Here is a 14,962-nt window from a genome sequence, read left to right as displayed (position 1 = left end):
CCCCAATGCCCGCCCGCCGTCGTCCCGGACAGGTTGGCGCGGGCGCGCCCGTCCTCGCTGGTGTAGCCAGCGCCGAACGCCACGGCCCCCTCGCCGCGCCAATAGCCGCCGCCGGCCGCAACGCTGAGCTTGCCCGGACGGTCGTCATAGCGCAGCGATGCGGCTGCGAGGCCGATCGCGGCAGCCTGGCGCGCCTCGCCGCGAGCCTCTCTCATGTCCATGTTGAGCTGGCTGAGCTTGGAGTCGGTGTAGGCATTGGCCTGCTGCAGCGTGGTGGCCGCCACCTGGTTGGTGTAGGTCTTGGAGTTGTCGAGCGTGGTCGCCAGCCCAAGATTGAGCTGCTGCACGTTGACCGCATCGGTGTTGGCGGTACCGGCGCCGACATTGTGGATGACGACCGGCGCATTCACGTCGCCGCCGACCAGCGTCACCGAATTCGACTTCGAACCGTCGGTGTTCTTGTCGTACTGGATCGCGAACTCGTTCAGATCGCCGACGCTCCCCTGCATGGCCTCGACGGCCTGATTGGTCGCGTAAAGCTGGCTGCCGTTGATTGCGTCAGTCGAAGTCTGGCTGATCCGGCCAGCGGCCACGTTGGTGACGGTGCGCTCGTTGCCGACGCTGCCGACGCTTACCGTGCTCGTCGGCGTGGTGCCGGCGAAGGTGTAGGCGACGCCGTTGATCGTCGTGCCCGTGGTTGCGACCGCGGCCGCGGTCGTCGAGCCCGCGCCGAGCGCGACGCTGCCCGGCTCGTTGGCCGTGGCGCCGGCGCCCAGGGCCACGGCCTGGGCGCCGTTGGTGGTCGCGTTGGTGCCGAGCGCGACACTGTCGGCCTGGTTGACGGTGGAATTCTGGCCGATCGCGATGCCGCCAGGCGCGGTCTGCTGGACGATAGCGCCGTTGCCCATGCCGATGCCGTTGTCGCCGTTGACGGTGGTGCGCGGACCGATCGCGACCGAATCGGTGCCGACGGCAAGCGAATCCGCGGCAGTCGAATTGGCGTGGAAGTACATGGATCCCGTCACCGCGAAGGAGCTCAGCGCGCCCTTCAACTGGCGAAGCGTGACGGCGTCCTGATCCAGCGTGCCGTCGGCCACGTTGGTGATCTGGCGATAGGATGTCGAGTTACCCACAGACACGGCGCCGAGGAGCGTCAGGTCGGTGGTGTTGTAGGGGATGAGGCCGGTGCCGGAGAGGATCGATCCCGATGCCGGCGCCACCGCGCGGTCCGAAACCGAGCCGGAGCCGAGCGCCACGCCGTCGGTGATGGAGACCGTGGTGCCGCGGCCGAGCGCCAGCGAATTGGCGGCGGAAGCAGTCGCCTGGTAGCCGAGCGCCGAGGAGCCTAGCCCTTGCGCGAAGGCATCGGTGACCGGAAGCGTCGTGTCGTTGGTGCGCACATAGCGGATACCTTCGCCATTGGCATCGGTATAGGCGGTCGAGGTGTCGCCGGCGATGTTGGTGATGGCATTGCCGAGGTTGGTGATGTCGGCGGGATTGGTGGCGATATCGGTGGTGTTCTGCGTCACCTGCTGGTTCGTCGCGAAGAGCTGCGAGCCGTTGACCGCATCGGTCGAGGAGCCGCTCAACTGTCCAGCCGCGACGTTCTGGATCTGGCGCTCGGCACCCACCGAGCCCACCGAGAAGGCACCGGCCGGCGTGGTTCCGGCGAAGGTGTAGGCGACGCCGCCGATCGTCGTGCCGCCAACCGCCGTCGTGGTGCCGGATGCGGAATTCAGGCCGATCGCCACGTCGCCGGCGTTGTTGGCCACCGCATTGGGGCCGACGGCGACGGAATCCGTCCCGAGCGCCTGGGAATCCGGCAGCGTCGAATTGGCGTGGAAATACTTGATGCCACCGCCGGTGTTGATGTTGGTCAGTGACGAGCTGAGATTGGCGATGTCGGTGGTGTTCTGCGTCACCTTCTGGTTGGTCGCGAAGAGCTGCGAGCCGTTCACCGCGTCGGTCGAGCCGCCGTCGAGGCGCCCTGCCGCGAGATTGGTCAGGGTCCGCTCCGCGCCCGGTGCGCCGATGCTGACCGTCGAGGTCGGCGTCGTTCCGGCGAAGGTGTAAGTCGTGCCGCCGATGGTCGCGCTGCCCGTGCCGACAGCCGTCTGGGTGACCGAGCCCGAGCCGAGCGCCACATCGCCGGAGCTTGCCGTTGCGGTGGCGCCATTGCCCAGCGCGACATTGCCGGTGAAGCCGGCCGCACCCGCGGTCGAGCCGTTGCCCAGCGCCACCGAGCCCTGCCCGATCGCCTTGTTGTTGTTGCCGATGGCCACGGCGCCGGCCGCCATGTTGGCGGCGGTGGCGGTTGCCGTGCCGTCGCTGTTGGCGATGTTGTTGGCGCCGCCGGTGAAGGCGCCGGTGCCGCTGGCATAGCTCGGATCGCCGATCGAGACAGCGCCGTCGCCGTAAGCAGTATTGCCGGAGCCGATGGAGACGGCCTTGCCGCCGGTGGCAACCGCATTGTTGCCCATGGCGACCGCTTCGGCCGAATCGGCCTTGGCGCTCGTGCCGACCGCGATCGCACTTGTGGCGCTGGCCGTCGCGCCCAGCCCCAGCGCGGTTGCATTGGCGGCGGTCGCCGTGGCGTTGTTGCCGAGCGCCGTGGCGGAGACGCCTGTGGCCTGCGCACCCGAACCCGCGGCGACCGAGCCTGTTCCGCTCGACGTGGCCGAATTGCCCAAGGCCAACGCGAACTGGCCAGAAGCCGTGGCGACGTTGCCAAGCGCGGCCGAGTTTATCGCCATTGCCTTGGCCTGGGGACCGATGGCGACGGTGTTGGTCCCTGTCGCCGCGGCATTGTAGCCGATCGACGTGGTCGCGTTGTTGGTGACGCCAATGCCGGCGTTGGTGCCGATCGCGATATTGTCGTTACCCGTCACCAAGCTGCCTGCGGAGGCCTTCAGCGTGGCGTCATAGGCCACGGAGCCGTCGCCGGTACCGAATGCAACGTTGCGCGCTCCGGTGACGCCGGAGCCGGCGCCCCGCATCACGCTGGCGATGCCGCCGCCGATCGCGCTGTTCTGGGCGCCGCTCACGAGCGTGCCGGCAGCGATGCCCACCGCAAGGGAATTCGTATTGGCGGTGGTTGAGCCGGCGCCGGCGCCCTGTCCGACGGCAACCGTGCCGTCGCCGCTGGCCAGCGCCTGGCCGCCGAGCGCGAGCGCGGTGTTTCCTGTCGCGCGAGCCAAATTGCCGATAGCGACCGCTGCGGGACCGGCCGCGTTGGCCTGGTAGCCCGCAGCGAAAGCATAGATGGCAGTGGCCTGGGCCGCTGTTCCGATTGCAGTTGCGTTATCAGCTCCACCGTTTGCGTTGATGCCCAAAGCGATCGCCTGAGTCCCGCTGGAGACCGAGCCGCCGCCTATGGAGGTGCTGTTCACGCCACTGGCAGTGGAGGACTCGCCCAAAGCAAGGGAGTTTGCCTGGCTCGCAGACGCGTTAGCGCCCAAGGCGACCGCATTGATAGCATTGGCGTCGGCGCTAAGGCCCCCAGCAAAGGACCCGGAGCCTGAAGCGGTGGCCGTCGAGCCGAGGGCGACGGCGTTCGCCGCGCTTGCGGTGGTATTGACACCAAAGGCCGAAGCCCCGTCCGCCAGTGCGCGGGCGTTCCCGCCCACGGCGAGGGCATTGACGCCGGTCGCGTTCGCGAAGACACCCATGCCTATGGCGTTGAGGCCATTGACACCCATCGAATAGCCGATGGCGATCGAAGCATCGCCCGTTGCGTTATTGGAGGTGCCCAATGCCACGCTGTTCGGGTTATTCGCTTTAGCACCGTTACCGATGGCGACGGCGTTGCCGCCTGTCGCGGTTCCGCCGCCGGCGGCATACTGCGCCAGAGCCGGTGTGGCGATGCCCCCGAATGCGATCGCACCCAGCGCTGCCACCAGCGTCCTGCCTGCGCCGAGCGTCCCGAGCCCCAGACCTTTACGGCGCATGCCAAGCACGCGATGCGCGTTGCGCAGCGCTGCCATCAGGCGGCGGCGCAACGGGCGGCTGTCGATGGCGCCAGAAACCCAGTTTCCAGCGAAGCGGCCAGTGGTTCGTCCTTGCCCGAGATTCATTGCGAGAGTGCCTCCGTTGGTAGGTCGCGCTCGACGACAGGTTCCGCCGACCCTGCCGCCGATGCGTGTCTGCTTGGAAATGGAATGACGATATCGATGCCTTGGGCCAGCAGCGCATGGCCTTGCTTTTCCCCGATCGCCTCGACGCGATCGAGCGTGTTTTCAAGCCAGGAGTCCCCCTCTTCGGGCACGGCCAGGAGCGCCCGGGCGACCCGATCTTCCGGAAGAAGGCGGCCGAGGTAGGAGCGCATGGCGGCCAGATGCGAGGCAGGAGTCTCGCCGGCATGGGCCACAGCGGTGAGACCATAGAGATAATGTGCAAGCAGGAGGTCTTGCTTGGTCTGAGGAACGCCGCTGCCATAGCGCTTCTCGAGCGTCTTGGAAGCCGACTCCAGCCAATAGCCGATCTCCTCGGAAAGGCTTCGGCGAATCGCCGTATCGTCGCTCATATGCCCCCGCAGCCAAATCAGAATCCGGGTCTGCCCGAATTGCCTCAGGAGGCCATGTTTTTGATCTCGGGTATTCCAATATATTGCTGTTTTGTTCAAAAATATTACGCAGAATATCCCTAGTTAACAGCGTGTTACTTCATGAACTACTTTAATTAGCCAAAGTTAAACTTGATCACCGCTAAATTAGGACGACCTTAATTCCCGGATCGAGAGCGGCGCTGCCTCGTGCGTACCTGCTGAGGCGTCACATGGCGATACTTCCTCATCATGGTGGTGAAGTGGCTCTGGCTCGAAAAGCCGCTCAAATCGGCGATGTCAGTGATCGACATTCGGCTGTCGGTGAGCAACTTTTCGGCAAAGTCCAGGCGAAGAAGCAGAACGGATTGATACGGCGAAACACCGAACGTCTTCGAAAAAGCGCGGACGAAATGGTAGGGAGACAGGTCGCATACGGCCGCCATCTCCGCCAGCGACAGCTTGCGCGAAAAGTTCTCTTTCAGGAATTGCTGGATCTGGTGAGTATGCCGGGCCGACAGCCCGCCTTTCGCGTTCAGCAACGGACGCCTGTCGGAAGCGACCTCCGAAAATCGGGCTGGCAGATCATCGTCGCGCCGCAACTCGGCCTCCTGACGTCCGGCCCCCGCCAGTCCTAGCTCAACCTGAACGCGTGTTTTCGGTTCCCCAGGCAAAGCAATTCGTGATCATGCGCATGGTTGGTGAACGCCGTCGGATTGCAACCCGACGGCAGCCACGCAAAAGCCATGATTTGAGGCATGCGGTATTTCACGAAATTGCGGTTCGGCGAGGAAAACCTTCTCTCACGAAAACATTAGATACCGCTGCTGCTATCCACTTGTTCTCAAGTAAGGTTTTTTCGTCGTGAGGTAACAAAGGCGGCCTCTGACGTCGGCGCGCCATGCAAATTCGCCTAGGGCGGCGATCGTCAGACCGACCCGCTGGAATGCGGGAGCTACCGCCCCGCGACGGCGACCATACTGCGGCGGGACGATCACGGGTTTGACCTGGCAGGCCAAGAAAGGGGGCGGTCTGGCCCAGCGCTACCGCCCCCTTGCCAGGCTCCCCAGGATGCCGCGCACGATGGCGCGGCCGACGGAGGAGCCGACCGAGCGCACCACCGACTTGATGGCGGCTTCGGCCACCGTCTGGCGGTTGGACGACCGCCGGTTGCCGGTTCCGAGCACATCGTCGAAGCCGGGAATGGTCCAGCGCGAGCCGCCGCTGTTCTGCTGCTGTGCCTGCGCCTCGGCGTCCTGCGCTTCCTTGGTCTTCTTCTGCAGGATTTCGAAGGCCGATTCGCGATCGACGACCTGATCGTACTGGCCGGCGACCGGGCTCTCGGCGATGATCTTGCGGCGCTCGTCCGGCGTGATCGGGCCGAGCCGCGAGGATGGCGGCCGGATCAGCGTGCGCTGGACCATGGCCGGCACGCCCTTGTCCTCCAGCATCGAGACCAGCGCCTCGCCGGTGGCGAGCTGGGTGATGGCGGTGGCGCAATCGAAGTCGGGATTGGGCCGGAAGGTCTCGGCCGCGGTCCGCACCGCCTGCTGCTCGCGCGGCGTATAGGCGCGCAGCGCGTGCTGGACGCGGTTGCCGAGTTGGGCGAGCACCTTCTCCGGAATGTCGAGCGGGTTCTGGGTGACGAAATAGACGCCGACGCCCTTGGAGCGGATCAGCCGCACCACCTGCTCGACGCGGTCGATGAGCACCTTCGGCGCGTCCTCGAACAGAAGATGCGCCTCGTCGAAGAAGAAGACCAGCTTCGGCTGGTCGAGATCGCCGACCTCGGGCAATTCCTCGAACAGTTCCGACATCAGCCAGAGCAGGAAGGTGGCATAGAGCCTGGGATTCATCATCAGCTTGTCGGCGGCAAGCACGCTGATGGCGCCGCGGCCGTCGCGCGTGGTGCGCATGATGTCGGCGATGCGCAGCGCCGGCTCGCCGAAGAAATTCGCGGCACCCTGCTGTTCCAGCACCAGGAGCGTGCGCTGGATGGCGCCCACGGAAGGCTTGGTGACATTGCCGTAGCGCGCGCTGAGCTCGTCGGCACGCTCGGCCATGTTGGCGAGCAGCGCCTGCAGATCCTTCAGATCGAGCAGCAGCAGGCCTTCTTCATCAGCGATGCGGAAGGCGATGTTCATGACACCTTCCTGCGCCTCGGTGAGATTCATCAGCCGCGAGAGCAGCAACGGCCCCATCTCGGAGATGGTGGCGCGGATCGGATGGCCCTGCTCGCCGAACAGATCCCAGAAGATGACCGGGAATTCCTGGAACTGGTAGGGATCGAGCTTCACCTGTTCGGCGCGCTTGACCAGGAAATCCTTGGCCTCGCCCATCATGGATATGCCGGAAAGGTCGCCCTTGATGTCGGCGCAGAAGACAGGCACGCCGGCATTCGAAAAGCCCTCGGCCAGGATCTGCAGGCTGACCGTCTTGCCGGTGCCGGTGGCGCCTGTGACGAGGCCGTGGCGGTTGCCGTAGCGCAGCAAGAGCTCTTCCGCGCGCTGATAGGAATCGTCGGGCTTGCGGCTGGCGCCGATGAAGATGCTGGTCTCGTCAACCATGTCCGGTCTCCGCAATCTGTTCCGCTCAAAGGGCCTCACCCGGAGGTATAGTAACGCGCGTCGCATGCGGCAATGGCCAGTTTCGATTTGGGAGCGGCCCGGAATTTGGCCATTGGCGCTAGTTCCTTAACACAGAAGTTTTGACCGGTTGGTTCGTGTGCGTTGGCAGATCCCAGGCCTTGGCGATTGGCCGAGACGCCTATTGCGGTCGTCATCCACGGGCGGAGCAAGGAGCGAAGCGACGCGCGCAGACCCGAGGATCCATGCCGTTACTTGGAAGCGCCGCGATGGTCCAGAATTCTGCACCGTTGCACACTTCGGTCTCGGTAACGGAATGGATTCTAGGGTCTGCGCGCGTCGCTTCGCTCCTTGCTCCGCCCTAGAATGACGAGGTTCAGGAGCCTCCAGCTCATCGCCGGCGTTGCGCTGACTTACCCCAGACGGACGTTGATAGCCTGCCCGACAAGCCTGCAATGTTTCAAAATCACTGTGTTGAGGAACTTGCGGATTTTGCGCATGTTTGGCAATCGATTGGCTAGCCGAGGGAGAACCCGGGCGGATAACACATTGTGATATCCGGTTCCCGACCTTAGATTGGCTGGACCTCGGCTGATGCGGCCGAGAAGCGAGGAGAGCGATGGGCGCCGACGCCATGACCAGGGATGTCGACCTTCCGAACCCGGACGCCAAGCGTTGGCAGGCACTGGCGGAAAAGGCGCTTGCCGGCGGTTCCTTCGAGGAAAAGCTCGTTTCCCGTTCCGATGACGGCATCCGCATCGAGCCGCTCAGCCAGCGCGCGACGGCCGCCGATCCATGGCCGCGCACAAACCCGGCGGCGCCCTGGATCGTCAGCCAGCGCGTCGACGACCCGGACATCGCCCGGGCCAGCGCGCAAGCGCTGGAAGACATCGCCCAAGGCGCCACCGGCCTGTCGCTTGTCTTCGAGGGCGCGCCGAATGCCTTCGGCTATGGCCTGCCGCGCACTGCGGAAGCGTTGGAACGGGTGCTCGACGGCGTACCGCTCAACCGCGTTCAGGTGCGCATCGACGCCCATCCCTGGAGCCGCGCCGTGGCCGACTGGCTGCTCGCCTTCCTGAGCAAACGCCGCTCCGATCCGACCAAGCTGAACCTTTCCTTCGGTATCGACCCGGCGGCGATCTTCGCCGGCACCGGTCGGCTGCGCACCTCGATCGAGGCGCTGCAGGAATCGATGCCGCAGTCGCTGGCGCATTTCTTCTCGATGGGCGTGCCGGGCGTGCTGCTCGAGGCCGACGGCCGCGTCTTCCACAATGCCGGCGCCACCGAGGCGCAGGAGCTCGGCACGATGATGGCCTCCGTCGTGTCCTATCTCAGGATGTTCGAGAAGGCGCGCCAGCCGCTGGTCTATGCGGCACCGCATATCGGCTTCGCGCTCAGCGTCGACCAGGACCAGTTCCTGTCGCTGGCCAAGGTGCGGGCTTTGCGCAAGCTGTGGGCGCGCATCCAGGAAGCCTGCTCGATCCCGGCCTCGACCGCCAGCATCCATGCCGAGACCTCCTACCGCATGATGACGATGGCCGACCCGGAGACCAACATATTGCGCACGGCGATCGCAGCCTTCGCGGCGGCAACCGGCGGCGCCGATTCGATCTCGATCCTGCCGCACACGATCGCGCATGGACTGCCGGCGGGCTTTTCCCGCCGCATCGCCCGTAACGCGCAGCTGATCATGGCCGAGGAGAGCCATCTCGGCCAAGTCGCCGACCCCGCCAGCGGCTCGGGCGCGGTCGAGGCGCTGACCGACGATCTCTGCGCTGCCGCCTGGGAAGAATTCCAGCGCATCGAAGCCGAGGGCGGCGTGCTCGCCAGCCTGCAGCAGGGCTATATCCAGAACCGCGTGCAGACGGCGGCGGCCAAGCGCAACGGCGCCTACCGGGCCGGCGAGCGCGGCATCGTCGGCACGACGCTCTACCGCGTCGGTACGGAGCGCCCGGTCGAGACACTGCCGCAGGAGCGGCGCCCGGCATTGACGGAGGGCGTCGCGACCTGCGAGCCGCTGTTTCCGGTGCGCATCGACCAGTCGATCGGAGCCGGATCATGATCCCGGATTTCAGCCGGATCGGCTGGTCGGCGCCGCGTCGCGCGCCGGTCGAGCTCAAGGGCCAACGGATGACGCCGGAAGGCATCGCCGTGAAACACCTCTACACGCAAGGCGACCTCAAGGGGCTTGCCAATCTCGACACCTATCCGGGCCTGCCGCCTTTCGTGCGTGGCCCCTACCCCACCATGTATGTCCAGCAACCCTGGACGATCCGGCAATATGCCGGCTTCTCGACGGCAGAGGAATCCAACGCCTTCTACCGGCGAAATCTCGCCGCCGGCCAGAAAGGCCTGTCGGTGGCTTTCGACCTTGCCACGCATCGCGGCTACGACAGCGACCATCCGCGCGTCGCCGGCGATGTCGGCATGGCGGGCGTGGCGATCGATTCCATCCTCGACATGCGGCAGTTGTTCGACGGCATCCCGCTCAACGAGATGACCGTGTCGATGACCATGAACGGCGCCGTGCTGCCGATCATGGCTTTGTACATCGTCGCGGCCGAAGAACAGGGCGTCGCGCAGAAGGATCTCGCCGGAACCATTCAGAACGACATTCTGAAGGAGTTCATGGTCCGCAACACCTACATCTACCCGCCGAAGCCCTCGATGCGGATCGTGTCGGACATCTTCGCCTACACCTCCAGGCACATGCCGAAGTTCAACTCGATCTCGATCTCCGGCTACCACATGCAGGAAGCCGGCGCGACGGCCGACCTTGAGCTGGCCTACACGATCGCCGACGGCATCGAATATGCGCGCGCCGGCGTCGCTGCCGGGCTCGACATCGACCGCTTCGCGCCGCGCCTTTCCTTCTTCTGGGCGATCGGCATGAACTTCTTCATGGAGGTCGCCAAGCTCAGGGCCGCGCGGCTACTCTGGTCAAGCCTGATGCAGAAGAACTTTTCGCCGAAGGACGAGCGCTCGCTGTCGCTGCGCACCCATTGCCAGACTTCCGGCTGGTCGCTGACGGCGCAGGACCCCTACAACAACATCACCCGCACGATGATCGAGGCGATGGCCGCGACGCAGGGGCACACCCAGTCGCTGCACACCAACTCCTTCGACGAGGCGATGGCGCTGCCGACCGACCATTCGGCCCGGATCGCCCGCAACACGCAGCTCATCCTGCAGAAGGAATCCGGCACCACGCGCATGATCGATCCGTGGGGCGGCTCGGCCTATGTCGAGCGGTTGACGCACGATCTTGCGGCGCGGGCGCTCGCCCATATCGAGGAGGTGGAAGGCCTCGGCGGCATGGCGGCGGCGATCGAAAAGGGCATCCCGAAGCTGCGCATCGAGGAAGCGGCTGCCCGCACCCAGGCGCGCATCGATTCCGGCGAGCAAATTCTGGTCGGCGTCAACGCGCACCGGCCGCAGACGGATATCGAAGTCGATGTCTTGAAGATCGACAATGCCGAGGTGAAAGCCAGGCAATTGGCGAAGCTGCAGCGGCTCAAAGGCACGCGCGATGTGGCGGCCCTGGAAAACGCCCTGGCGGCGCTGACGCGTGCCGCCGAGGGCGACGAGAACCTGCTCGAATTCGCGATCCGCGCGGCGCGCGCCAACGCGACCGTCGGCGAGATTTCGCTGGCGCTGGAAAAAGTGTTCGGCAGGCATACGGCTGCGGTCCAGACGATCTCAGGCGTCTATCGCGACGCGCTCGGCGACAACCCGGCACTCGACCGGTTGCAGGAGAAGATCGAGGCGTTCGAAAAGAAATCCGGCGGCAAGCCGCGCATCCTGGTCGCCAAGATGGGCCAGGACGGCCATGACCGCGGCCAGAAGGTGATCGCCAGCGCCTTTGCCGATCTCGGCTTCGACGTCACCGTCGGGCCGATGTTCCAGACGCCGGACGAGATCGCCAAGCTCGCGGTGCAGCACGACGTCGACATCATCGGCGCTTCTTCTTTGGCCGCCGGACACCTGACGCTGATCCCCGAGCTTAAGGAAGCGCTGAAGAAGCTCGGCCATGCCGACATGCTGATCGTCGCCGGCGGCGTCATCCCGCCGCAGGACTATGACGCGGTGCTGGCGGCGGGTGCTGCGGAGATTTTTCCGCCCGGAACGGTGATACCGGAAGCGGCGAACCGGCTGATGGACCGGTTGCTGGCGGACCAGTGAGGGCTTGCCGGTTTGGCTGAAAGGTTGTTCTATGGAAATAGATACAACCATGGCGCGATGATGTTCAAGACGACCCTCCACGGGCTTGATGACGGATCGGGAGCTTTGCTGCTGCCACGCGAAATGCTTGACAGCCTGGACCTTCAGGTCGGTGACGAGCTCCAGATCATCGAAACCGACGATGGCCTCATTCTAAGGCCAATCCGCCATGACAGCTACAAGCGGCAAATGAACGCCGCTCGCGATGTCATGGACAGATACGAGGCTGCACTGCGCAAGCTTTCAACGTTGGCTAACGACTAGTTCCTCGACACAGTGATTTTGAAAGATTGCGGTAGTCGGCGCAAACGTTGGCGATGAGCTGGAGGCTTCTGAACCTCGTCATTCCAGGGCGGAGCAAGGAGCGAAGCGACGCGCGCAGACCCTGGAATCCATGCCGTTACCTGGACCGAGGTGTGCAACCGTGCAGAATTCTGGACCGCCGCGGCGCTTCAAGGTCACGGCATGGATCCTCGGGTCTGCGCGCGTCGCTTCGCTCCTTGCTCCGCCCGTGGATGACGACCGCGATAGGCGTCTCCGCCAATCGCCAAGGCAGGGGACCTGCAACGCACACCAACCAACGGGAATTAATTCTCAGCCTTGTCCGAGAGCTTGACGATCTCCCATTCCTTGCCGTTGACGGCGGCAACATCGCCGACCTTCTTGCCGAACAGCGCCACGGCCATCGGCGAGACATGGGAAATCGAGCCCTTCGACGGGTCGGCCTCGTCCTCGCCGACGATGCGCCAGTGCACCTTCTTGCCGTCGTCGCCTTCCAGCGTGACGCCCATGCCGAAGCGCACCACGTCGCTGCCGGGTTCCGGCACCGAAAGTTCGGCATTCTCGCGCCGCGCCGTCCAGTAGCGCAGGTCGCGGGAAACCACCGCGATGCGCTCGCGGTCACCCTTGCGTTCGGCCTTGGCGAGCATATCACGCAGGTCGGCGAGATTGTCTTCGATCATGGCAAGGCCGCGCTCCGTCACCAGATTGCGGTGCGTGCTGACCGGACGTTCGCCGACGCCGGCAATGGCGTTTTCGCTGTCTTCTTCGCGGGTGAAAGCTCTGCTCATGCAATGAACTTAGGCTTGGCGAGGCGACTGCACAAGCGGTTTGCCGATAGGGCCATCCTGGCACGATTCCTGCGACAGACAGGGCGAAACGCCAGGACCTGTGCCGATGTTGAACAGACGAACGCTGCTTGCCCAGGCCGCCGGCTTCGCCGTCGCCGGCGTCTTTGCCGGCAAGGCATCGGCGAAGTCGCTGCCCGGCATCGAGATGGCCGCGATGCGCGGCTCGATCGATGCCACCGAGATCGGGGTGCAGCCAGGCGCGGTCGACGACCAGAGCAAGGCTTTCGCCAGGATGCTGGCCGAGGCCAGCGACCGCGACCAGCCGGTGTTCCTGCCGCCCGGCACCTATCTCGTCTCAAACCTCAAGCTGCCTGCCCGCGTGCGCCTGTCGGGTGTGCCGGGCGCGACCCGCATCGTCTATGGCGGCAATGGCCATCTGATGATGGCGGAACAGGCCGAGCATATCGAGCTTACCGGCCTCGTCTTCGACGGCAGCAACCGCTGGCTGGCCGACTACACGCAAGGTCTGCTCGACCTGCGCCGCGTCCCCCATCTGACAATCGACAATTGCCAGGTGACCGGTAGCAGCAAGAACGGGCTGGCGCTGGAGCATGCCGTCGGCCGCATCGGCCGCTGCGATATTTCCGGCGCGGCGGATGCCGGCATCTATTCGGTCGAGGCCGGCGGGCTGGAGATTTCCGGCAATACCGTTTCGGATTGCGCCAATGGCGGCATCCTCGTGCATCGCTGGCAGGCGGCGGAGGACGGCACCATCGTCAGCGGCAATCGCGTCCAGAGGATCGGCGCGCGCAGCGGCGGCACCGGCCAGAACGGCAACGGCATCAATGCCTTCCGCGCCGGCAACGTCATCATCTCCGGCAACCTCGTCTCCGACTGCGCCTTCAGCGCGATCCGCGCCAACAGCGCCAGCAATTTGCAGATCACCGGCAACACCTGCTCGCGCTCGGGCGAGACCGGGATCTACTCGGAATTCTCCTTCGAAGGCGCCATCCTCAGCAACAACCTCGTCGACGGCGCCGCCAACGGCATCTCGATCGTCAATTTCAACGAAGGCGGCCGCATGGCAGTCTGCTCGAACAACATCGTGCGCAACCTGACGACGGTCGGCCCATACACCGCCGACCCGCCAGGTTTCGGCGTCGGCATCAGCGCCGAGGCCGACACCACGGTTTCCGGCAATGTCGTCGAGAACGCGCCGCTCTATGGCATGCAGCTCGGCTGGGGGCCGTATCTGCGCAATGTCGTGGCGACCGGCAATATCATCCGCAAGGCCGGAACCGGCATCGTCGTTTCGGTCGTCGAAGGGTCCGGCACGGCCGTCATCTCGGACAATGTCATCGACGGCGCGCAGAATGGCGCCATCATCGGCCAGCGTTGGGCCGATCCGGTGACCGGGGACCTCGCGAAGGCAAGCGACAGCGGCTATGCGCATCTGACCGTCGAGCGCAACAAGGTGAGCTAGGACAGTCAGGTGATGCCGGGGTCGTTTTCAACGATCGCTCGGCTTCTCGCGTTTTATTGGCGGCGACTTATCGTGAGCGACCTCCGGTACGATATCGACCGCCACTTGATCCACGAACCAAGCATGGTCGGAGTGAGTACTCGAAGGCGGAAAATCCAGCGTCGGAAAAGCCTTGTTGATCTTGTTAATGGCCCAGACTAATCCGGACATAACACCGATATAGACCAACACACACGCAAGCATGGCTTTCAGACCCGCATTGTCGGCAACCCAATGCGCTGCCCGCACAGCATAGGCTAAAAGCGCCAAGCCTATAAAAAGAAGTCCGTATAGAAGCCCAAGTGCAATTCGGCGATACGCCGTGCCGTTCCAAGTCTTGAATATGCAGCAATATGCAGCCGACTTTGCTTGCAAAGCTCTGAAACCCGTTAAAAGCAGAGCGTTAAATTTGAGCGACCACAATGTATCGCCAAAGGCATTCGGTCGACTATGAACAGATGCCAACCAAACGCAACAAGGCGGGCTAGACCACAGCCACGATAAAATGCGCCTGGATCTTGGCCGCCACCGCGCCGCGGCCATGTCTGTCGGCGATCGCGGCTTCCGCATAGTCGGTCGCGGACGCCAAGCTACCAGCCTCCCTCGCATCGATCTCATTGCGAAGCAGGGTTCCCTGACAATAGGCGACGGCGGGAACGCGCGGCGAGGATGCCCGACTCTGCTCGGCCCTCGTATCGATCGCCACATCGGAGAATCCGGCGGCGGCCAGATCGCTACGGATCAAGTCCTTGTCGTGATAACCATGCGGCGTGCGCGCCAGGAAGCGCGGCGGATCGTGCGGAAAGATCCTGGCGAGCGCATTCGTCACGTCGTCGGCGAAGATATTCTCCTCGATGCGATCCCAGACGCTGAACAGGAAATGCCCGCCAGGCTTCAGGACGCGCTTTGCCTCGCGATAGGCTGCGGCGCGATCGGGAAAGAACATGGCGCCGAACTGACAACAAACGAGGTCGAAGGCAGCGTCGTCGAAGGGCAGCTTCAAGGCATCTGCCTGGCGCCAGGT

Annotated in this window: 11 protein-coding genes; 4 read left to right on the top strand and 7 right to left on the bottom strand. The window is 64.5% G+C overall.

All coding sequences use genetic code 11. The features are described from left to right. The 4 genes from EOA23_RS22240 to EOA23_RS22225 form a co-directional block, all read right to left on the bottom strand. On the bottom strand, window positions 1-4,073 hold a 4,073-nt coding region (locus tag EOA23_RS22240), incomplete at its 3' end, for a YadA-like family protein (protein ID WP_127305722.1). After that, the gene (locus EOA23_RS22235; protein WP_127305721.1) at window positions 4,070-4,621 is read right to left on the bottom strand and encodes a hypothetical protein; all 552 of its coding nucleotides are present in this window, start codon (window positions 4,619-4,621) and stop codon (window positions 4,070-4,072) included. The genes EOA23_RS22235 and EOA23_RS22240, both read right to left, overlap by 4 nt. Before the next feature lie 98 nt (window positions 4,622-4,719). Then, complete coding sequence (locus EOA23_RS22230) at window positions 4,720-5,142, bottom strand: AraC family transcriptional regulator (protein ID WP_245474304.1); 423 nt, start codon at window positions 5,140-5,142, stop codon at window positions 4,720-4,722. Between the two features lie 441 nt (window positions 5,143-5,583). Next, window positions 5,584-7,107 carry a helicase HerA-like C-terminal domain-containing protein gene (locus tag EOA23_RS22225; protein WP_127305719.1) on the bottom strand — a complete coding sequence of 508 codons (1,524 nt, stop codon included), beginning with the start codon at window positions 7,105-7,107 and terminating at the stop codon, window positions 5,584-5,586. A 637-nt stretch (window positions 7,108-7,744) separates the two neighbouring features. Between EOA23_RS22225 and EOA23_RS22220 the strand changes: the two genes are divergently transcribed. Genes EOA23_RS22220 through EOA23_RS22210 form a run of 3 tightly spaced genes read left to right on the top strand, consistent with a single transcriptional unit; the run spans window position 7,745 to window position 11,610 of the window. Further along, entirely contained in the window at window positions 7,745-9,187 is a 1,443-nt protein-coding gene (locus tag EOA23_RS22220; protein ID WP_127305718.1) for a methylmalonyl-CoA mutase subunit beta, read from the top strand. Continuing rightward, window positions 9,184-11,307 carry a methylmalonyl-CoA mutase gene (gene scpA / locus EOA23_RS22215; RefSeq protein WP_127305717.1) on the top strand — a complete coding sequence of 708 codons (2,124 nt, stop codon included), beginning with the start codon at window positions 9,184-9,186 and terminating at the stop codon, window positions 11,305-11,307. The genes EOA23_RS22220 and scpA overlap by 4 nt, the downstream gene beginning before the upstream one ends. Before the next feature lie 60 nt (window positions 11,308-11,367). Next, the gene (locus tag EOA23_RS22210; RefSeq protein ID WP_127305716.1) at window positions 11,368-11,610 is read left to right on the top strand and encodes an AbrB/MazE/SpoVT family DNA-binding domain-containing protein; all 243 of its coding nucleotides are present in this window, start codon (window positions 11,368-11,370) and stop codon (window positions 11,608-11,610) included. Window positions 11,611-11,933: 323 nt separating this feature from the next. Here EOA23_RS22210 and greA read toward each other — a convergent pair whose 3' ends face one another. Continuing rightward, entirely contained in the window at window positions 11,934-12,416 is a 483-nt protein-coding gene (gene greA, locus EOA23_RS22205; protein ID WP_127305715.1) for a transcription elongation factor GreA, read from the bottom strand. 106 nt (window positions 12,417-12,522) lie between these two features. Here greA and EOA23_RS22200 point away from each other — a divergent pair, with 106 nt between their 5' ends. Then, a complete protein-coding gene (locus tag EOA23_RS22200) occupies window positions 12,523-13,899 on the top strand; it encodes a TIGR03808 family TAT-translocated repetitive protein (protein ID WP_127305714.1) in 1,377 nt (458 codons plus the stop codon). A gap of 27 nt (window positions 13,900-13,926) precedes the next feature. Here EOA23_RS22200 and EOA23_RS22195 read toward each other — a convergent pair whose 3' ends face one another. After that, complete coding sequence (locus EOA23_RS22195; RefSeq protein ID WP_127305713.1) at window positions 13,927-14,361, bottom strand: hypothetical protein; 435 nt, start codon at window positions 14,359-14,361, stop codon at window positions 13,927-13,929. A gap of 61 nt (window positions 14,362-14,422) precedes the next feature. Then, a partial coding sequence (locus EOA23_RS22190) for a class I SAM-dependent methyltransferase (protein WP_145966456.1) occupies window positions 14,423-14,962 on the bottom strand: 540 nt, incomplete at its 5' end.

Source organism: Mesorhizobium sp. M2A.F.Ca.ET.042.01.1.1, from assembly GCF_003997405.1.
Lineage (GTDB): Bacteria > Pseudomonadota > Alphaproteobacteria > Rhizobiales > Rhizobiaceae > Mesorhizobium.
The sequence above is the reverse complement of the archived record's forward strand: the minus strand, read 5'-3'. Positions and strand labels throughout refer to the sequence as shown.